Below are 22,459 nucleotides of genomic sequence, written 5' to 3' on the forward strand. Positions count from 1 at the left end.
ATTGTCACCCCTCCAGTCGTATAACAGTGGCTGGATTATATGTCGATCTAGTGCCTGTGGTTGTAATTATGATAGGTAGGTAAAGTCAACTATGTAAACTTATGTAAAGTGCTATAAAAGCTTTAAAAATAAGATTTTAGCGATTTGCACTTCTTAATCTAGCTACACTTTTTCATACATATAGAAAGATTATACGGAAAGTTTCCGTATAATAAATAGTTTTTCTGCTGTCTCGCTAAATAATCTCTCAAGCGACAATTTTCTCCCTCTAATATCTGTTAAACTGGGCTTAGAAACACTAGGAGAGCGATCGCTGTGGCTTCTATCACAATTGATCTTTCGGCAGCACACAACACCAGCTAACAATCCTAATGTAGTGGACAGTTGAGAACATAAGATGGTGATAGGGCTACTTTTTATTCCCTTGCCATCAAACCATGAAAATTCTCATCCCGTTGACTATGACTCTAAAAAATGCCCTACGTTAATAGTAAAGAATAGTAAAGTCCATATTTCAAACAATTTCCAGGCAATCACATTTTTGGTAATGTAACTGTAAATGTTGTATTTTCACCAACTTTACTCTCTACGGTGATGTGTCCGTCTTGTAAATCAACGCATTGTTTGACGATGGCTAATCCTAAACCCGTACCGCCGATATTACCTACGTTATCAGCGCGGTAGAAAGAATCAAATATATGGGGAAGGTTATGGGGGGGAATACCCATTCCTTGGTTAGAAACAACAAAGGTAATTGATTCGGAATTGCTGCTAATTAAAAGTTGAATGGTGGTATTTTGTTCTGAATATTTGAGTGCATTTTGCAGTAGGTTGGTCAAGATATGTTGGGTGAGATTGGGGTCAATAAATGCGGAAATATTTTCTGGAGTTGCGACTATTTGAATGCGTTGTCTTGCATCGCGATCGCAGGTAATTTCATCTACGATTGCTTGACATAATTGGATAATGTTTGTGTCACTACGCTTAACTTGGAGAGCGTTGGCTTCTACTTCGGAAATTAATAGGGTGTCTTGCACAATTTGACTGGTACGCTTGATGGCGGTTTCAATTTTTTGGAAATGGGCTTGCTTTTTCTCTGGGGTTAATTTATCTGCGTAATGCTGTAACATATCCAAGGAGGATTGGATTGTGGCTAGGGGGGTACGAATTTCGTGGGAGGTGTTGGCGATAAATTTAGATTTGGCTTCGTTTAATTCCCGTTCCCGTTGTAGGGCTTTGTATACTTCGGCTTCTGCTAGTTGCTTCACTTGTTGGTGGAGGTGGGATTTTTCGATGGCGATCGCAAGTTGTCTAATAATTGCACTGGTGAGTTCGACTTCTTCTTGACTCCACTCGTGGGTGACTCCTTCGATGGAAAGGGTAATACTTCCCCAAACTTGAGTTCCCTGGGATATGGTAATTGGTACTAATAGCCAAGCTCCGGAAAATATTTCGGCTATGGCTTTATTTACTTCGTCGGTTAAAACTCTGGTATCGGCAATACGAACGATTTGGGATTGTTTTAATTGGTCGGAAATGGGATTGCCTGCTCCTGGTATTTGTAATCCCATAGAGGAGGGTAATTCTGGACGTAGGGAATAATCTGCCACTATTAACCAAGCGTCTTCTGAAGGCAAATATTGGGCAATTTCGGCTCGGTCTACCTGGAGGAATTGAGCGATTTCTCGAACTGCTGTGTGGAAAATTGTTGGTAAATCCAGGGTATTATGAATTGCTTGAATAACTTGATTAAAAACCTGTTCTCGCTGGACTTGATAACGAGTTCGCTGGTATAGTTTGGATTGTTGGACGGCGATGGAAATTTGACCCGCAATATTTTGCATTAATTCAATTTCTTTGTCTTGCCAATGTCGAGGACGACCATCGATTAATAAACATAAACTTCCCCACACAGCTGAATCGTAATGCAGGGGAATAATTAACCAAGCACCGGGAAATGTTTGGGCTATTTGTTTGGTGACTTCATCTTCACACTCATTGGTATCATCAATCCGAAAGATTTCTAGTTTCTTTAAGATTGCTGTACCTGGATTACCTCGATCGGGTATATAGGTTCCGAGGGATTCGGGAATTTGGGGATGGGAACGGTATTCTGCAACTGTTAACCAACCCTTTTCTTCAGAAACAAATTCGGAAATTTTCACATGGTCAATATTGAGTAATTGGCCGATTTCGTTGACGGCAATATTAAAGATGGTATTTAAATCTAGGGAAGTACGAATAGCTTGAATAATTTGATGGGTTAATCTTTCAATTTGAATTTCTGATATGGTTTGTTCTGCTTGTTTGCGTTCTGTAATATCTTCTGCTAAACCCACCATCCGATAAATATTACCATTGGCATCATAGACGGGGAAGGTACGGTCATTAATCCAACGCACAGACCCATCAGCACGAATTATCCGATAATCCTGATTCATGTGGCAAGCATTTTCACCGACAGCAGCTTGAATTACCTCAGCTAAATCATCGGGGTGGACTGACTCCAGAAAACTGCGGGAATCAGCATAAATCTCCTCACAACCGCGTCCCCAAATTTTCTCATAACCGGGACTAATATAATGAAACTTACTCACATCCGGTTCACAGACCCAAAATACAATATCGGCATTATTTGCAAACAATTGAAACTTATGTTCACTCTCCGATAAAGCTAATTCAATCGCTTTGCGATCGCTAATATCCTCCGCTAATCCTGCAAAGTATTTTTCCTGGGTATGAGGGTCAACAATACCATAACCGCGATCGCGTATCCAGCGTATGTTTTGGTCGGGGAGAACAATCCGGTATTCCTGGTCAAATGCTTGATCTGCAAGCAGATTTTGCCATCCCTTCTGCACCTGTTCCCGGTCATCAGGATGGATGAATTGGAGGAGGGATTGGGGGGATTGATACAAGTTTTCCTGACTTAAACCCCAAATTTGTGGAGCATTGGTTCCCAGATAGAGGATTTGGCTGAAGTCACCTGCATACACCCAAAAGACCTGTGAGTTTTTTTCCACCACTTGACCTAATGGGGTTTGCATTAAAGCTTGTATATTCCCAAAATCCACCGCTTCATCCTCCTGGAAATGGTTAGAAAGCTAATCCCGGATTTCTCACGGATAAGTTATAAGTTTGGAATGACGGATTAATTTTCCTTTTAATCCCTACTTCCTATAGGTTTTAAATTAGAAGTCTGGAATGAAGGATTAATTTTCCTTCTACTCCCTACTCCCTATAGGTTTTGGCAATGTACTCCAAATGCAGGTAATCACCATCAACTAACTTAACTATTAGCTTTCTCCTAAATATATCTGACGATAGTTTACTGATTATAGGTTAACCGATTACAGTTCAACTTAGAACCCAATTTACCAGAGTCCTGACACCAAATCCCGTCGCACCACTATTGTTGACACCGTTCTCCTTATCAGTCCAAACAGGTCCTGCTATATCTAAGTGTGCCCAAGCGGGGGTATCTTTCACAAATTGCTTTAAAAATAAAGCTGCTGTAATCGATCCCCCTGCACGGGGACCTGTATTTTTCATATCAGCGATACCTGACTTTAAACCATCAAAGTACTTCTCTTCCATCGGCATTCGCCAAATTTTTTCTCCTCCAGCTATACTTGCGGTTTCTAGTTGCTGGGCTAAATCATCGTTGGAGGTAAATAAAGCTGCAATATCATCCCCCAAAGCAATTATGCAAGCACCCGTCAAGGTGGCTAAATCAACGATGGCTTCCACACCCAATTTATCCGCAAACACTAACGCATCTGCCAAGGTTAAACGTCCTTCCGCATCGGTATTATTGACTTCGATGGTTTTACCGTTAGATGCGGTTAAAATGTCACCAGGGTGCATCGCATGACCGCTAATCATGTTTTCGGTGACAGCTGAGATAAAATGAACTTCCACATCCGGTTTCATTAGACCAATGGTTTTTGCCGCACCCAAGGTCGCAGCAGCACCACCCATGTCAATTTTCATGGTTTCAATCCCGCTACCTGCACCTTTGAGATTTAAACCACCGGAATCAAAAGTTAAACCCTTACCGACAATGGCCAATTTTTTCCGAGGGACACCTGGGGGTTTATAGGTCAGATGGATAAATTTTGGTGGTAGATCGGAAGCTTGCGCAACACCTAAAAATGCTCCCATTCCCAGTTTTTCGCAATCTTCCCGCTCCAAAATTTCCGCATCCAAACCATGTTCAGAGGCAATATTTTGGGCGACTTCTGCCATTGTAATCGGTGTGACGGCATTTGCTGGAGCTGCAACCAATTCACGGGCTAAATTCACACCTGCACAAATTTGTTTAGCCTTTGTAATAGCCCCCTCCTGACCGGGAAAACCCAGTAAATCTACGGTTTCAACTTGAAAATTTTTCTCCTCACTTTCCGATTTAAACCGGGTATCTTGATAGAGAGCTAACTCAATTCCTTCCGCGATCGCTTGTGTACTAGTTGCCGCATCACCATCACATACAGGTAAGTTTACCGCCAAACTCTTACATTTTTGCTTTTTGGCTAATCGAGCTAAACTCGCAGCAGCGCGACGCAATGTATCAAATTTCAGAGCTTCCGCTTTACCCAAACCAACCAATAGCAACTTCCGCACCGGAGTACTACCACCAACCCTCGTCGCGACAACACTACCCAACTTACCTTTAAATTCTTCCTCGGCGATAATTTCGGGAATTACTCCCGCAAGTCTTTGGTCTAAAACCGCCAAATCACCCGTTAATTCTACACTATCTTCAAATAATCCAATTGCTAAACCATCTCCTGTCCATTCACTCAAGGGGACATTACTTGGCCGAATTTCCATACTCTTGTATTCTGAATGTAAAAGTTACTGTACCAGTATTGCGTAAAATCTTGGTTTTATGCTGCCAGGATGGGAAAAAATATAATAGATTCAAGGGAGTATCGCATCTGTAATACACCTGTATACTCCGCAAGCTGATATATTTCTCTTTTAGTTTGTTGACTGTTGACCTTCAAGCGTTAAGCATCTCAACAAAAAAATCCCCTAACCGGAATCCCCTTTGTTGGGACTGGTATTAAATACATTGATATTTTAAATTAGACATCTCCGAAACATAGAGATGCAATATATCGCGTCTCTACATTTTAATTCATACCTGAATTCAGCAATGCCTAATTTTGATATATACCAATTATGTCATGGTGCATCCTATTCACAGAAATTTTGTCGAAATGCGACACATCATAATTTCGGTTTTAATACAGTTTGCAGCAAACACGGGTAAAATCCAAAATCCATAGACGCGTTGGCGAAAGCCATACCTTTAGGCTAGCGGATCGACCGAAGAGTAATCTAAAATCCAAAATCAATTATGAGTGAACTTTCTAATTTACAATTAACTATCGATTTTGATGACCCTAACTGGGATGAACAACAAAAAGCGGAAATTATCCGTAACCTCCAACAGGAAATGCGGGAAATGGAAGGTTTTGTCGCAGAATCAGAAGATGTGGAACTCAAGCGTACTATCCGTCCCCAAGCCATTGGTAGCTTTCTCACTGGTATTTTAATGGCGGAGGTAAATCCTGCCAATATCAAGAGATTACTGTCCTTTCTTTCGGAAAGATTGGGAAATAAAGCCATCAAACTCAGACTCAAAACACCTGATGGTCGAGAATTAGAGGTGGAAGCAAGTAGCAAAGAGGAATTTGAATACATCATTGCTCAAGCTGAAAGATTCATCAACCAGCAAGCCTAGTGTTAACACTGATCATCGCTCAATGTGCAAAATTGAAATCCGGATAAATGCGGACGCATCGACTAAAAAGATTATGGTACTTTACACCATAGCGTTCCTCTGCTAATGCGGGCGGTTATTCGCCCCCTTAGCATTTTTCTGGAATTAAATTATTAATTTCCTACAACTTAGTCAAGAGCGCCAAGAAATTAATTTCCAACTTAATTAGAACTTACGCACTCGTAACGAGAAATCAGGTACTTGGGATTACTACGCAAGCAAGAAGCCACATCGCGTCTACCTGACATTGCAATGACGGTGTTTACGTTGTCCTAGCCTAATTCCAGCTTAATAGGGCTGACACAATTACGTAGAGGCATAGCGGCTTACCGCAGGCTATTACGTAGCTAGCTTCCCGCATAGCGGGTATTACGAATTACGAATTACACCGTTATTCCTCCCCATCACTAATATCTCTCTTCAAAGGACGTTGATAATTAAATGTAAAGCGATCGCCGCTAGCAAGAACTTGAGCAATCTCTGTGTACATTGGATAGTTACCAACCCCACTTAGGTTAGCCCAACCTCGCGATCGCGTCAATGCGATGAAAACCTGATTCCGAAGTGTCACATTGGCTTCATCACGGGCAATATGGTCAAAGCCGATGACAAACACCATATTCGCTTCATTACCTTTTGCGCGGGGGATACGGGAGATTGTGACACTTTCTGGATACCAAAATTGATTAGGACGGGCATCTGGCCAGGTAAATGTGGTTAAATTATTTTTGGGTGCGGTGGGAATATAGATATCAATACCCTGCTTCATTAAAAATTCGGCGGTTTGAATCTCTAATTCCTTGGCTTCCTGGGGATTTCCTAACACTAACACCAGGATATCCCGACTCGGTTGCAAACCATCGTTAACTATGCAGTGCATAATTTTGTCTGCAAGCTGGGATAATTCCTCCTCACGGGTGGGATAGGCAAAAAACTCGATCACTGGTTCTCCCCACATTTGCGGTAGGGGATTGGGAGAATACTTTGCCGGACGATGGATAGTTATCGCTTCACCCAGCCGACGAAAATCCCCTGTCACTTCGTAACCCAGATTTTCCCAATCCCGTTTATTGGTAATTCCCGATAACATTCCCTGGGGACGTAGTAATCCCATACCTAAAGCATGAGCAGCAGTTAAAATTGGTCCCGGTGTACGGTAACATTTGCGGAGAACTTGGGAACGATAAATACCTCCTGGATACTGAGGCTGTTGCCGAAATACTTCAGCTAATTCGGCTCCAAATATTTCCTTTGTGGTAGGAATAACCAAATTATCTAAACTTTGGGCTTCGTCATAGCACCAAATTAGCCGTCGTTCCTGGGGATTTTCCTGATTGACGGGACGTAAAGCCTGATACGCTAGCCAATATATGGACTGTTTATCTCCATACTTCCCATCCCCATCTACGACCAAATCCTGACCCTCATCAATCAAAATTGCGTCAAACAGGGGTTGAATCGGGGTTTGGGTGAGTAATTTTTGACAGTGTTGGGCTAATCCTAATTGGGGTTGTTTTTCCTTGGCATCTTTCACATTTCCAGGACGCACACCGTGATGCTGACAGATATAACTATACAGTCCCGGTTGTTCCTTCGCACCCCAAGCATGTAATATTTTTAACTTTTGATTGCTACTAGGGTCATAACCAACTTCCCCACCGCTAAATCTGCGTAGCCATCGATCCACCAAGCTAATTATTTGTTCGTAGAGCGATCGCGTGAAGAAAACCACAGCAATATCCCATTCCGGGTGTTTCAGGTGCATATGGGCTGCTTTTTGACACAAAACCACCGTTTTCCCTGACCCAGCAATTCCGCGAATTCGTTGCATTCCTGGAGGAATTTCCTTCCCGACATGCTCCTGCTGAAGATCAATTTCGTGAAGGCGATCGCCCAAAGCATTCATAACGCTACTACGGGACTTACCGCTTACTTTTACTTCATGGCGATGTTGACGTAGAATACTTGTACCACTAATTACAGCATACACCAACTGCCAATCCTTATGTTCCAGAGCCTCTCCAGGAATGGTGGGTGCGATCGCGGTGATTTTGTTCAGTAATAAATCTGGTTGTAAATCATCCTGAAAAATCAAGTTATCCAGCATCATTAAGCCAGATTCTTGAAACTGGGTTCGGGTAATTTGCGGTAACAAAATCAAAGCTCTTCCAGTCAGTTTACGCCAAATAGATGCTTCCCTATCGGTATAGGCAATCAGCGCACGCACTTGAGTTTCCGCAACAGCAACCGGATTAACTTCTACTTGGGGAAAATTTTGTAATTGCCAATTTTCCTGATTAATTGTAACTATCTGTTCCAGATTAACAGATAATATGTTCATTACAATTAAACCCAGACTTTGACAAATAATTAAAATATCTGGTTCCTGATATTTTTCCCCAACTTTTGCAAAAATTGGATATCGCCAATAACCAATACATTCGGAATTTGCAAAGGCATTTTTAATCGCTTTCCAAATATTTTGTTCCTGCTCTGTAAGGGCTTCAGTAACAATAAAATTACCTTCCCTAGCTTCCTGTCCTGCTGCCATAAACTGCACCATTACCCATCCAATTTTGGACTTTATTTGTGGATATAGTAATCCGATTTCAGTAGTGAAAAATATCTATTTTGGCTTTATCATACGAGAAGGCGTGCTACACTCGTCTACCTCAACAATTATTCATTAACAGTCAACAAGCCTCATAGATAAAATCTCACAAATCCTCAACAGATTGTTCTGTATCCAATTATCTCTTGCTGGGAATTATCTTTATTTTGAAGACAAAATCCACAATTAAATCTACTGACTTAATATCACCAAGAAACTATCAGCCATGATTTGACCTGTATGTAAATTAAGCTAACATTGTGGATTTTCCCTCAACCATTGCATATTTACGGATAAATAGGCATTTTTTTAGTAGAAAGATTTCCGCAAAAATACGGGTATGGGATTTTGGATTTTAGATTTTAGATTTTGGATTACGGTGCAGAAAATAAATAATCTCGCTGCATATTGATTTATCCACCTCCACCTAACCTTGCATCTTATAATTGGTGGTAGGGAAATGAAAATACTACTCCAAAATTGTGATCGCCTATTTTAGAGTAAATATACTATTTGACTCGTTCGCTATTTCCCATTTCCATGCTACTTTTGGAAATAGGTAAAAAACGGGTAAATAATTGAGCGACAGAGGATAGACTGTAGGGGGTAGTTTGATTGAAAGTGCTTATTTTAGCTAGTAGTCCACAACATAAGTTCTTAGGGGTTTGTAGTTGTGGCTTTGGCTTCAAAAAATTCTCATTATAAAGCGCTAAAGCGTTACTCCCGCATTTCTCACAAAACCCTAAAACTCACAGGGAGTAGAGAGTAGTGTAGACGCGTAGCGTCTAGTCTACGACAACGCTGCGCGTACCCGTAGGGTATAGAAGGAAAGTGAATTCGTTACTCAAGGTTTACTACTTACTCGTGAAAAATCCAGGTACTGCGTACCTTACTTTATCCATCAAAATTAATGCGGCGGAGTATAAATCTTGTATACAATCATACAAGCGGGTGAGGGGAATCGAACCCCTATCATTAGCTTGGAAGGCTAAGGTTTTACCACTAAACTACACCCGCAGATGTTTTATTTATTCAAACTCCGTCAGTATAACATGTACGAAAGGAAAAATCAAAGATTTTGAGGAATTTTTTTTCACAGGTAATCATTTGGTTATTGAGTTGGCTCCAAGACCTGGATTTCTGGGGTGTTCGATATTCACATGACTTAATTTGGTGGGTTGGGTTCGATGACTATTTTGACGTATAGTTGGCTGAGGGGGGGTTTGTTACCGCTTTCGTCCTGAGCAGGTTCAAAGGTGGCATTTTCAAAGAAGGCTTCTGAATATTTCTGACACAAGTTTCTTTGGGGGTTTGATAAATCAGCTAGAATACTTGTAATTTTACCCTTGTCATCGATTATTAATAATACTTCGCACTCGACCCTTTGAGCGATCGCATATCCATCTACCATCGGTAAGGTATTGGGGAGGTTTCCTTGAGGTCGTGCATAAATATGGGGTAAGTCCCTTTTGACGCGTTGATCTTGTTCGGGTTTGGAAAAAACCGATATATTTATCGCAACTAAACCTCCTACATTTCCTGAGTCTCCTGGTGTAGGTTTAATCGGGTCTTTGTCTACGTCAACGATACCCCCTCTTTTGATTTCTTCCAGGTTTCTTGTTGCTTCCTCTGCACGGCGTTTTTCTTCTAATTCCCGTTGTTGCTGTTGTTCTAATTGCTGCTGACGTTGCTGTGCGAGCTGCTGTTGACGTTGCTGTTCTAATTCCCGTTGTTGCTGTTGTTCTAATTGCTGCTGACGTTGCTGTGCGAGTTGCTGTTGACGTTGCTGTTCTAATTCCCGTTGACGTTGCTGTTGTGCAATTTGCTGTTGACGTTGTTGTTCTAATTCCCGTTGACGTTGCTGTTCTAATTCCCGTTGACGTTGCTGCGCGAGTTGCTGTTGACGTTGCTGTTCTAATTGCTGTTTTTGCTGAAGAGCGATCGCGTCATTCAGTTTTCTGAGTTCAATCTCCCCATCTGTGTCTGGATTGGTGTTGGTTTCTGGGGTAGTTGTCTCAGGTGGAAGTTTGGTTTGGGGTGCTGGTTTGGGTTTGTCTGGACTGGTTTGAGGTGATGGGGGAATTTCAATAATTTCGATGGGGGTGAAGGAATTATCTGCTTGTTTTGTTATGAGCGTAAATTGGGATTCAAATAGGAACCAGAGTAAAAGTGAGTGTAAACCAGTTGAAACTGCGATCGCAAATAACCATAGGGATGGTGGTTCCCGGTGTTTTCCTGGTGTGGGTAATGGTTGCTGTTTATCGAGCGATCGCATCATGGTAAATATGCTGGGTAATGTTCGGGAAGCAAAAACGGTTGATGACCACATCAGTCACTATCTTATCTATCTTATTTTTGTTATTTCTTTTTGATCGCTTCCCTTCTCCCTGTTTTACCGAGTCTGCTCAGAAATTTACATCTACTCCAATTGATGATTTTTGCTCATCACTATTATAAGTATAAATTATAATCATGGATTAAAAATTGGATTGACTAACGGGAGCTAGAAATTACCTATTTTTCAGTAATGGAGCGGTCTGAGGGTTCACCCAGCAAATATAGAAGGGTACTGTCTGAATTTGGTTGCAAAATACAATAAATAGTGCTTTCTGTCGTCATTTTAGTTCCTACTCGTGGATATTTGCCTATTTTGGGAATGATAATTTCGACAGCAGAGATTTGGTTAATAAGTATACCAATGTTGGCACGAACAGGTAGAACTATGGTAAAGCAAGGGTTAAACTGTTTGTAAACCCCTTTCTTGATGCATCGATTTTAGACATCTTTTTGCGATAATGTTTTTAAAGGACAGTTAAGAAAATCTTAACTTTTCAGCACTTTTGTGTCCTCACTATGTGACTTGATATCCTCACCATCAGGAGCAAAGCTAGCATGATTCCCATCCATCCCCTTAGCGCGGATTCTCAGCAGTTGCAGCATCACACCCATGAGCAAGAACGACCAGATAAACCCGAAGAAGCTTGTGGTGTATTTGGAGTTTATGCACCGGAAGAAGATGTAGCCAAATTAACATATTTTGGCTTATATGCTCTCCAGCATCGCGGACAAGAATCTGCGGGTATTGCCACTTTTTGTGGGGAAACTGTTCATCTGCATAAGGATATGGGATTAGTTTCCCAGGTGTTTAGCGAAAGTATTTTACAGCAGTTACCAGGTACAATTGCCGTTGGTCACACACGTTATTCCACAACGGGTTCAAGTCGCAAAGCCAATGCTCAACCAGCAGTCGTAGATACGCGACTGGGGAAAATAGCCTTAGCCCATAATGGTAATTTGGTGAATACGATTGAACTGCGAGAAGCTTTGCTGAAAAACAATTGCAATCTAGAAACAACAACGGATTCCGAAATGATTGCCCTGGCGATCGCGGAAGCTGTGAATTCCGGCGATAATTGGTTAGAAGGTGCGATCGCGGCGTTTAATCGTTGTTCTGGAGCCTATAGTTTAGTGGTGGGAACACCTGTAGGTATGATGGGTGTGCGCGACCCCAATGGAATTCGTCCTTTGGTGATTGGAACTTTGGGAGAAAACCCAGTCAGGTATGTTTTGGCTTCGGAAACCTGTGGATTGGATATAATTGGTGCGGAATACCTGCGGGATGTGGAACCAGGTGAATTGGTTTGGATTACAGAGGAGGGTCTTGCATCTTACCATTGGAGTCGAAAGCCGGAACCGAAGTTGTGTATTTTTGAGATGATTTACTTTGCTCGACCCGATAGTGTGGTCAATAATGAAACATTGTACAGTTATCGGATGCGCTTAGGTCGTCGTTTGGCTCAGGAATCCTTTGTGGATGCGGATATTGTGTTTGGGGTTCCAGATTCGGGAATACCTGCAGCAATTGGGTTTTCCCAAGCATCGGGAATCATGTTTGCCGAGGGATTAATTAAAAACCGTTACGTAGGTCGAACTTTTATCCAACCAACCCAATCAATGCGGGAGTCGGGAATTCGTATGAAACTGAATCCCCTGAAAGATGTATTGCAAGGGAAGCGGGTAATTATTGTTGATGATTCGATTGTCAGGGGAACCACCAGTCGTAAACTAGTTAAAGCTTTACGGGATGCAGGTGCAATTGAAGTACATATGCGGATTTCTTCTCCTCCTGTCACCCATCCCTGTTTTTATGGGATTGATACCGATACTCAAGATCAATTAATTGCTGCACGGATGTCAGTGGAGGAAATAAGTCAGCAACTGGGTGTGGATACCCTAGCCTATTTGAGTTGGGAAGGTATGCTAGAAGAAACCCATGAAGACACGAATAATTTTTGTTCGGCTTGTTTTACTGGTAATTATCCCGTTGCGGTTCCCGAACCTCTCAAACGGAAAAAATTGGTTTTGGAAAAAGTCACAGCATAAAATCTGCTAAAACTAGTTGCATAACCCCTGGACCCGCATTTCTCACAAAACCCTACAACTCATAGGGAATAGTCCGTGACGGGAGTAGTGTAGACGCGTAGCGTCTAGTCTACGACAACGCTGCGCGTACCCGTAGGGTGTATAGGGGAAATTAGTCCGTCATTCAAGGCTTACAACTTACTCGTGAGAAATCCAGGTTGAGGGATTGTTGACTGTTGACTGTTTCCAGGGTGTTTTGGTTAACAATCATGGGTGAACCTGATGTTTAGAGAACTATCCCAACTCCCAATTGACAGCGAGACAATTTCACCGTGTAATATCTTTTACGCTAATGGTTGCTACATATCAGGAGCTATAACCGTTGATTACTCTAGTTTCATTTATTTCAAAGTAAAAGAGAATTGATATAATACCATTGCACTCAAATTTTGATGCATTTTCTGACCCTGCTCCCGAAAGCTTCCCGTCAGGTATCAACTCCTAAGTAAAACGGTATCAGAGATATATGTTAGGCTACTCCCCCTTCCCGCAAGAATCATAGAGGTTGCTCAAGAATGCAAATACTGAAAACTACAGATGCCAATTTTCATACTTTATTTGATAGTTTGGTGAATGACCGTCGAGAGGCGACAGTTGATGTGAGTGGGACTGTGCGGGAAATTATTGCCGATGTGCGATCGCGTGGTGATGTGGCAGTACGTGAATATACGGCAAAATTTGATAAATTTGAACCCGATTCCCTCCGCATATCAAAGCAAGCGATCGCTAGCAGTGCTGCGGCTTGTGAAACCGGTGTAATTGAAGCCCTCAAGTTAGCCGCCAGCCGCATCGCCGAATTCCACCGTCGGCAAATTCCTAGTGATATTAATTACAACGATGCCACGGGTGTAAATTTGGGTTTAACTTGGGTTCCCCTGGCAAATGTTGGTATTTATGTACCTGGTGGGAGAGCGAGTTATCCCAGTTCGGTATTAATGAATGCGATTCCCGCAAAAATTGCCGGAGTAGAACGGATTGTCATGACCGTACCAATGCCAAGGGGAGAAATCAATCCCGCAGTCTTAGCCGCAGCCGAAATTGCTGGGGTGAAGGAAATTTATGGTATCGGTGGTGCGCAGGCGATCGCTGCATTAGCTTACGGAACAGAGGCGATCGCACCTGTGGATAAAATTGTTGGTCCCGGTAATGCCTATGTCGCAGAAGCAAAACGTCAGGTGTTTGGGACGGTGGGAATTGACAGTATTGCTGGTCCTTCGGAAATTTTGGTTGTCGCTGATGGGAAAAATAACCCGGATTGGATCGCTTGGGATTTGCTCTCCCAAGCAGAGCATGACCCGGTAGCTCAATCGATTTTAATTACCGATTCGTCGGAATTTGCCGAACAAGTTGTAGTCGCAATTGAACGGATTTTGACAACTTTACCAACCCAAGAAGTCGCACGCGCTAGTTGGGAAAATTACGGAGCGATTATTATTACCTCTAATCTAGAGGAAGGTATACCTTTACTCAACCGTTTGGCTCCGGAACACTTAGAACTTTGCGTTGACCACCCAGAGGAAATGGCAAAGCAGATTCGGTGTGCGGGAAGTATGTTTTTAGGTCGGTATACTCCGGAAGCAATTGGTGATTATGTCGGTGGACCAAATCACGTTTTACCAACTTCTCGTTCTGCTCGATTTGCATCCGGTTTAAGTGCTTTTGATTTCCTCAAGCGGATTACCTATTTACAATGCGATGAATCCGCTTTACACAAAATTGGTCATGCAGCTATTTCCTTGGCAAATGCGGAGGGTTTAGCTGCTCATGCTGGTAGTGTCGCAGTGCGGATTGGTTAAAAATTCAAGAGTGGAAATTATCTTTTTACTTTTGCCTTGACGTACTACTTTGCCGTACAGGAATGGTGATAATAAATTCAGTTCCTTCACCGATGCGGGAAACACATTCAATCGAGCCGTGATGTCGTTCGGTGATAATTTTATAGCTAATAGATAAACCCATTCCAGTTCCCTTCCCAATCGGTTTCGTGGTGAAGAATGGATCAAATAGTTTATTTTGAATATGGCTAGGAATACCAGTACCATTATCCGCAATTTTGATTTGCACCTGTTTCTGATTAACAAGTTCGGTGGTAATTTTGATTCTTAATGGTTCGGGTATATTACTTTTATTGAAGGTCTTTTCTTCTCCAGGGAAGATTGGCTTTTCTAGAGATTCTTCCAAGGCATCAATGGCATTACTAATCAAGTTCATAAATACTTGATTCAGTTGACCAGCATAACATTCTATCAATGGTAATTCCCCATAGTTTTTGATAATTTGAATCCCGGAATGTTGATTAGATGGTTTGAGGCGATGTTCCAGAATCATCAGGGTACTATCAATACCTTCATGGATGTTGACCGCCTTCATTTGGTCTTCGTCCATCCGCGAGAATGTCCGTAGACTTAACACTATTTCCTTAATTCTTTGCGCTCCAACTTTAATGGATGCTAAAAGTTTGGGTAAATCGTGCATAATAAAATCCAGGTCAATCAGATTCGCTAATTCTCTGATTTCTGGAGGAGTTTCTGTGAGTAGGGCTTGATAAAGTTGAACTATTTGTAATAAATCTTGGATATAAGTATCAGCGTGATCTAGATTTCCGTAAATGAAATTAACCGGATTATTAATTTCATGGGCTACCCCTGCAACTAATTGTCCTAAAGTGGACATTTTTTCGCTTTGAAGTAATAGGGTTTGGGTATCTTGAAGTTGCTTTAATGCTGACTGTAATTGTTGGGAATTTGCTTTTGCATCTACTTCTAAACGCTGACGGTCACTAACATCTTCAACCCAAGTAATCACTCCCGTCGTATTTGTCGATGGATGTTGAAAAGGATATTTGCGAAACTCAAAGTAACTTAAAACAGATGGATCTACCCCGGAAATTGCTAGTATATAGTAGGCTGGTTTGTTGGTTTGAATAATTTCGCGATCGCTTGTGTATTCACCTTGAGCAATTTCAGTCACCAGGGAAAAATCAGCATCAAGTAAAATTGCTGCGTAAGCATGGTTTGATTGGCAAATTTCCAGAATTTCTGCTGCGGTTTTTCCTAAAAGGGGTTGACAATCTTCAAAACCGAAGAAATTGGCAAATGCACGATTACAACCCAGTAGGCGCTGATTTGCATCTCTCCAAAATATATACTGGGGGAGATAATCGACAATTATTGCGGATACCAGTGCTTGATGTGGTAAATTTGACGCTTCTAGATATGCATCATTGTACTCAGAAGATTCTTTTGATTGATTTTCCATTGATTGTCTGATGCTGCCAACAGAGTTGCGTAAAAAGTTTATGTATATATATATACAAAATAAATACTGTGTTCCAGGATTACATAGGGAATTTTAGGGAAAAACACTCCCATCATAAAGGCTATTTTTACCAGTTTTATGGCAAATTCGTAAATTTAATGGGTATATGGATGTGGAATTCGGTACCTTGACCAACTTGAGAGAAGCATTCTAATTTTCCTTGGTGAAGTTCGACAATGATTTGATAGCTGATGGACAAACCTAGTCCCGTACCTTTACCGACTGGTTTAGTGGTAAAAAACGGATCAAAAATTCGCGATCGCGCTTTTTCTGGAATGCCGATTCCATTATCCCTGATTTTGATCAGGATGGATGTGGTGTTTCGCTCTGTGACGATAGTGATTTGCTTGTTGTCTTTTTTTGGCTGTAGTGCATCGATGGCATTACTGATAATATTCATAAATACTTGATTGATTTTACCAGCGTAGCATTCTACTAAGGGTAAATCACCGTATTTTTTGATAACTTGAATTGGTGAATCTTGATCTTCATATAGTCTACTTTGGAGAATCATTAAAGTGCTGTTGATACCTTCATGAATATCGACAGGTTTAATTTTGGCTTCGTCAAGTCGGGAAAAACTGCGTAAGGACAAGACAATCTGACGAATGCGCTCACTACCATTTTTAATCGACGCAAAAATTTTCGGTAAATCGGTTTTGATATATTCAAACTCAATTGACTCCGCAAATTCTTGAATTACCGGATTTGCTATGGGAAAATACTGCTGATAAAGTTGGGTCATGAATAATAAATTATTCACATACTCCTCGACATAACAAATATTGGCATAAATAAAGTTAATCGGATTATTTATTTCATGGGCAATTCCGGCTACAAGTTGTCCTAAACTGGACATTTTTTCACTTTGAATTAGTTGAATTTGTGTACGTTGTAATTTATCTAATGCGGTTTCTAGTTCTTGGGTGCGTAGGTGCAGTTGTTCATTGGATTTAGCTAATTCTTTAGTGCGTTCTAAAACTAATACTTCCATTTGTCCATAGGCGCTTTGGAGAGCTACTTCCGTAGCTTTGAGACGGGTAATATCAATCACTATCCCATGCCATAAAACGGAACCATCAGCAAGTTTTTCCGGACGGGAGATACCCTGGAGCCATTTTTTTTCACCATGAGGTAACACAATTAATAATTGAGCTTTCCAGGGATTTAGAGTTTGGGCAGATTGAATAATTGCATCAAAACATTCCTGTTGATAATCGGGATGGACATAATCGTTAATAATATTGGGGTTTTCTTGAATTTGCCTGGGAGTGAGTCCAAAAATCTCTTGACACCCGGAACTAACATAGGGAAAGGACATTACCCCATCCGGATAAAGTTGAAATTGATATAACATTCCTGGGGCGCTATCGGCTAATTTTTGAAGTTTAGCTTCACTGGCAGCTAAGGCATTTTCGGCATGTTTTCGGGCAACAAATTGTCCTAAAATCTTACCAATTAAGTTGAAGACATTGATGAAATTTGGAGTTGTGTGCTGTTGATGAAAACTAAATAGAGTCATCACGCCAATAATCTCTGCCCCATGAATAATGGGAAATGCCAACATCGAGCAAACTTCTCCAATATTGTTAAATTCCAGTAAATCTAAAATTTCTTGATTAACGGTGTTTTCTTTCGTCTCAAAAATAGTTATGTGTTGGGATAAGACTATTTTTGCTAACATTAATCCGGGAGCAAATATTAATTTTTTTACTCGCTCTACACAGTCAACAACCTGTTGTTCTAAACTATGCCAGGTCGATAAACATGATAGGTATTGAGTTTGGGGGTCTACTGACCAAAATTCGCCAAATTGCCAATCTAAACTGTGACAAATCACCTGAATAATTTGTGGTGCTGCGGCTTCGATGGTGGCAGTTGTTGCTAAAATTTGCATTACCGCGTTCTGTACATCCACATATTGTTGGTTAATTTGCTGCTGGGTGATATCCTCGATGAACGCCAACAACCCCACTATATTACCAGTACGATCCACGAGAGGAATTTTACTAGTATCCAACCACACCTTTTGACCAGACGCTTGATGCTGGGTTTCAACCAGATGCAACCGTGGTAAACCCGAACTAATCACTTGGCGATCGCATTCTCGATACCAATCGCTTTCCTGCTTTTGCCAAGCTAAATCATAATCGGTTTTGCCAACGATTTCCCTGGGATGCTCCAAACCAGCAGCTTTGGCAAATGCTTGGTTACAACCCAAAAAAACCGAATTGCAATCCTTCCAGCAAATCATTTGGGGAATATTATCAATCACTAACTGAAGTAATTGCTTCGATTCAATAAATTCGGCTTCAGCTTGTTGGTATTCAATTACACTCTGAGTCACATCACGAACCACCCCCACCACCAACCGATTTCCGTTCTCATCAACGAACAAAGAGCGTTTAGTGGTGATAAACCGACGTATTCCCTGTCCATCGGTGACAAACCCGTGACTCTCCCGAATTTTACCTGTGAAAAATACTTCTTCGTCAGCCTCTTGAAAGAAACTTGCTTCCTCTGGGAGCAAAAAATCCAACTCACACCTACCTACCAACTCCAAGCGATCGCGTCCCAATAAATGCGCAAAGGCTTCATTGACAAATATCCAACCATGTTGACGATGTTTGACAAAAATTCCATCGGCGATACCATTGAACAAATTTAGCCAAAAATTCGTCGATAGATTTAATTTCTCTAAGGAGTCTTGGAAACAGTCTGAAGATAGGGGATTGGTCATAATATATGCACACAAGGGAAGATGCAAATAAGCTGTTATTTGGCTTATTATTCCCCAGGAGTTTCTGTTTTTTAACAACAGATATAGATATGTAACCGAACTTTCAGCGATTTCCCTGTAATTTATGGAGGTGGGTTAAGATTCTTTATCAGTTTGTAATCAATGCCGTATTTTTAATTAAATAGTTAGTATATTTTATTTCTTGATACTTGGTACATGTCTAAAATTCCAGTTTTCAATCCCAAAGTTTGTTGTATGATTTATCCCGTTGTGACGCGTATAAATATCTAAGGAAGCACAAATGAGCGTAAATCTGGAAATTCCCCAGAAAAATAGTGATTTTGAAAGTAAATTGTGAGGTAAACCACCGAACAGTATGTCAAAATCAAAATTGTTCCCAATTTACACCGGGACTACCTATTTAGGTTACTGTATAAAATGGTAAGTTCCAATACTAGAGTCGCTCAAAATCCAGAGTAAGTCCCATCAATCATCAAAAATTCTCTATAATCAAAAAATTCAACGATTTGATTTGTCCAACAAACCTCTCAAATAGAAATCGCTATGGTAGCTGCTGGTACAACCTTGCAGGGTGGTAAATATAGCCTTGATCGCGAAATAGGGCGAGGTGGTTTCGGAATTACCTTTCAGGCCACACACCACTATCTCAATCATATAGTGGTGATTAAAACCCTGAATGAAAAATTACGACAACACCCGGATTTTCCCAAGTTTGAGCGCCAATTTCAGGACGAAGCACGACGATTAGCCACCTGTATCCATCCCCATATCGTTCGTATCAGCGACTTTTTTGTGGAAGCGGGTCTTCCCTATATGGTGATGGAGTATATCCCTGGGGAAACCCTAGGGGAAGCCTATGTGATGGCGGGAATACCTTTACCGGAGGCTGTTGCTACCCATTATATTCGCCAAATTGGTGCGGCTTTAGAAGTTGTCCACCAAAATGGATTACTCCATCGCGACATTAAACCTGATAATATTATCCTACGGCGAGGAACCCAGGAAGTTGTTTTAATTGACTTCGGCATTGCCCGTGAATTCAACAGTGGAGCGCGACAAACCCATACCGGACTGGTTTCCGAAGGTTACTCACCCATCGAACAGTACCTTTCCAGTGCCCCCCGGACTCCCGCTACAGATGTTTATGGGTTAGCTGCAACACTTTATACTTTGCTCACGGCCCAAGTACCCATGCCAGCCCTGCTGCGCGATCGCGAAAAAATGCCTTCCCCCAAGGAACTCCAACCCCAACTGAGTGCCGCAGTCAATCAGGCGGTGATGCGGGGTATGGCCATCGAAGCCAAGCATCGACCCCCAACTGTCCAAGAATGGTTGAAAATGTTACCTCCCCCTGCACCGATACCAGAGCCAGCACGGATTCCGACCTACGCAGTTCCTACAATTGACCTATCGGTACAACAACCACCACCTGTACCAGTGGTGAATCCTCAGCCGCAATTACCAGTCCATCCAACCACCCAACCACCCGCAGCCAAGGTGACTAATTCCCCTGGGATGGACAAGGGAGTCGGGAGATGGAAAGGTAGCTGGCAAAAAATTAGCGATCGCCTATTACGACCCCAGACATTTATTGCCACTGGAGTTGCCATGTTAGCAGCAAGTGCGGGGTTTAGTGTGGTGAGAATGATGTCACCAACCTCCACACCGGTCAATACCCAAAATACCCAACCGGTTTTTGAGCAACCCACCGATACCAGCAGCGAAACCGTGGAAGCAGTGGAAACTCCAGACTCTCAACCCACGGATAGCAGCAGTGAGGAGAAAACAACAACCCCTGTCACCAATAGAACCCGACGTTCTCGCATTTCTAGCGAATCTGCACCAACCAATTCCCGTATTCGCCGTCAACGTTTCCAGAACACATCATCAACTACCAACAATAATTCTCGATCTCGTCGTCAAGTTGATAATTCCTCCGAAGACAACAATGGGACTCGTCAAGAATCTACTGCGAATCAAAACACCCCTTCCAAAGGAGCATCTCAACTTTCGGGAACCAACAGTCGTTCTGTTTCTTCCCCACCCCAACCCCAACAGTCCCCTTCTCCATCCTTAGTTGAGCGGATTCGCAAAATTCGCGATACCCGTAATTCCCAATCCCCCGCATCAGCACCGAAAAACTCCCCACCAACTTCTGGTGCAGATAAACCCGTTACTCCTGTTCCTGATGCTCCCAAAAATAAGGATGTAGTTGTACCGACTCAAGAGGTACAAAGTAATAATAATGCTTCTGAGCAGGTGATTCCCACTGAATAATTGAATTTTGGATTAATATCCTCAACCGTCGTCGAGACGACCCGTCGGGTCGTCTTTACATTTGTTTGAATTAATACCCCGATTCCCCATCTAGTCAAAAATCAGGTCTTTACATACGTGCTTGATTGCCGACTTGAGATTTACGCATCACTGTTTCTGCTTGCTCTTTTAACAGTTTGCGACGCTTTTGTTCGATTTGGGAGGTGGCGATTCTGGTTTCGACTTGTTGAATTGCAGCTTGCCATACTTCGTAACCATTGTGGCTCAAGTGTAAACCGTCTGTGGTTAATTCGGGACGAAGATTACCTTCAAAATCGACAAACCAAGCGTGAATATTGAGGTAACTAGCATTTTCTGCTTCGGCGATTTTGGCAATTTGCTGGTTAATTCCCCGAATGCGATGATTGGGTATGGTGGGTAATCTGGTTGGTAGGATTGACTTGACGATGATTTGAGCTTGGGGATGGGTTTTTCGCAAGCGCTGGACAATTGATTTTATATTCTGGAGAATTACCGCATCGGAGTGACCACGACGCAAATCGTTAACCCCAGCCATCACATAGATTGCCTCTGGACGAGTTTTGTCAAAATAGGCTAACCGCTTTAAAATTCCCCCAGAGGTGTCTCCGGAAATCCCCTGGTTTAACCATAACTTTCCGGATGGTAACTTATGGGTGGGAAACCACAGACTTAGGGAATCTCCCACCATCACACTTAAGCGATTGTTTCCTTGACCATCTGCGATCGCTTTTGCTTCTAGTGCTAATAGTTTCTTCCAATCTTCGTAGGTTAACTGACGGGTATTGGCTTTTTGCGCAAAATCCCCTACTCCCTCACCAATACGGGTATAAATTTGTCCATTACGCAGGGCCATCAACCTCTGCTGATAGAGTTCATATCCGGAGGCTGGTTGGCGAAAATGCGATCGCTGATTGCCGTAGCTAGTATCGTAATTGTAATTCCTCAGTAACCTTGCGGGGGTTGAATCTGGCTGGAAAGGTAAACTAAATTCTGGAGTTGAGGATTCGGGGACGATAGAACTGGGTATATCTACAGATGTACTAATTTGTGCTTGTTGTTGTCCTGAATTTCCCGGAGATTCTAGTTGGGGAAGCAGGGATAAGCCGGGTAATGTTGATGTTGGTACAGCCATTCCCGTTAACACTCCAGCCGCCAACAGATAAGCATCCCTCATCGTTCTCCAACTCCTCTCATGTCAATGCCTTTTCCTATAATCACGGTAATTTCCATGCCGATTCAGGAAAATTCTATGTTAAAC

The 22,459-nt window shown here is 42.0% G+C and carries 11 protein-coding genes and 1 tRNA gene; 4 read left to right on the forward strand and 8 right to left on the reverse strand.

From position 1 onward, the window contains the following. Positions 1–533 precede the first annotated feature (533 nt). Together CDC37_RS22565 and CDC37_RS22570 are read right to left on the reverse strand one after the other, a co-directional pair. Positions 534–3,074, reverse strand: a complete 2,541-nt coding sequence (locus CDC37_RS22565; RefSeq protein ID WP_096625337.1) for a PAS domain-containing sensor histidine kinase — start codon at positions 3,072–3,074, stop codon at positions 534–536. 283 nt (positions 3,075–3,357) lie between these two features. Next, positions 3,358–4,833 (reverse strand): leucyl aminopeptidase, encoded by a 1,476-nt coding sequence (locus tag CDC37_RS22570; RefSeq protein ID WP_096625339.1) that lies wholly within the window; start codon positions 4,831–4,833, stop codon positions 3,358–3,360. 532 nt (positions 4,834–5,365) lie between these two features. On the opposite strand from CDC37_RS22570, the gene CDC37_RS22575 reads away from it, so the two are divergent. After that, positions 5,366–5,752: a hypothetical protein gene (locus tag CDC37_RS22575; RefSeq protein WP_096625341.1), complete on the forward strand. Its 387-nt coding sequence runs from the start codon at positions 5,366–5,368 to the stop codon at positions 5,750–5,752. Positions 5,753–6,182: 430 nt separating this feature from the next. Here the strand turns inward: CDC37_RS22575 and CDC37_RS22580 are convergent, their stop codons facing one another. The 3 genes from CDC37_RS22580 to CDC37_RS22590 form a co-directional block, all read right to left on the reverse strand. After that, positions 6,183–8,354 (reverse strand): DEAD/DEAH box helicase, encoded by a 2,172-nt coding sequence (locus tag CDC37_RS22580; protein ID WP_231943153.1) that lies wholly within the window; start codon positions 8,352–8,354, stop codon positions 6,183–6,185. A 994-nt stretch (positions 8,355–9,348) separates the two neighbouring features. Continuing rightward, positions 9,349–9,419, reverse strand: a tRNA-Gly gene (locus CDC37_RS22585). Between the two features lie 148 nt (positions 9,420–9,567). Further along, positions 9,568–10,731, reverse strand: a complete 1,164-nt coding sequence (locus tag CDC37_RS22590; protein WP_157780821.1) for a hypothetical protein — start codon at positions 10,729–10,731, stop codon at positions 9,568–9,570. Positions 10,732–11,294: 563 nt separating this feature from the next. Between CDC37_RS22590 and purF the strand changes: the two genes are divergently transcribed. Next, positions 11,295–12,785, forward strand: a complete 1,491-nt coding sequence (gene purF / locus CDC37_RS22595) for an amidophosphoribosyltransferase (RefSeq protein ID WP_096625345.1) — start codon at positions 11,295–11,297, stop codon at positions 12,783–12,785. A 554-nt stretch (positions 12,786–13,339) separates the two neighbouring features. Further along, positions 13,340–14,620, forward strand: a complete 1,281-nt coding sequence (gene hisD, locus CDC37_RS22600; protein ID WP_096625347.1) for a histidinol dehydrogenase — start codon at positions 13,340–13,342, stop codon at positions 14,618–14,620. Positions 14,621–14,645: 25 nt separating this feature from the next. Here the strand turns inward: hisD and CDC37_RS25680 are convergent, their stop codons facing one another. Both CDC37_RS25680 and CDC37_RS22610 read right to left on the reverse strand, forming a co-directional pair. Continuing rightward, positions 14,646–16,082 (reverse strand): ATP-binding protein, encoded by a 1,437-nt coding sequence (locus tag CDC37_RS25680; protein ID WP_096625349.1) that lies wholly within the window; start codon positions 16,080–16,082, stop codon positions 14,646–14,648. A gap of 136 nt (positions 16,083–16,218) precedes the next feature. After that, positions 16,219–18,882, reverse strand: a complete 2,664-nt coding sequence (locus CDC37_RS22610) for a PAS domain S-box protein (protein WP_096625351.1) — start codon at positions 18,880–18,882, stop codon at positions 16,219–16,221. A 564-nt stretch (positions 18,883–19,446) separates the two neighbouring features. Here CDC37_RS22610 and CDC37_RS22615 point away from each other — a divergent pair. After that, positions 19,447–21,180 carry a serine/threonine protein kinase gene (locus tag CDC37_RS22615; RefSeq protein WP_096625353.1) on the forward strand — a complete coding sequence of 578 codons (1,734 nt, stop codon included), beginning with the start codon at positions 19,447–19,449 and terminating at the stop codon, positions 21,178–21,180. A gap of 109 nt (positions 21,181–21,289) precedes the next feature. Here CDC37_RS22615 and CDC37_RS22620 read toward each other — a convergent pair whose 3' ends face one another. Further along, entirely contained in the window at positions 21,290–22,375 is a 1,086-nt protein-coding gene (locus tag CDC37_RS22620) for a GDSL-type esterase/lipase family protein (protein WP_096625355.1), read from the reverse strand. Positions 22,376–22,459 lie beyond the last annotated feature (84 nt).

Origin of the sequence: Calothrix sp. NIES-3974 (assembly GCF_002368395.1) — a bacterium.
In the GTDB taxonomy this organism is placed as follows: domain Bacteria; phylum Cyanobacteriota; class Cyanobacteriia; order Cyanobacteriales; family Nostocaceae; genus NIES-3974.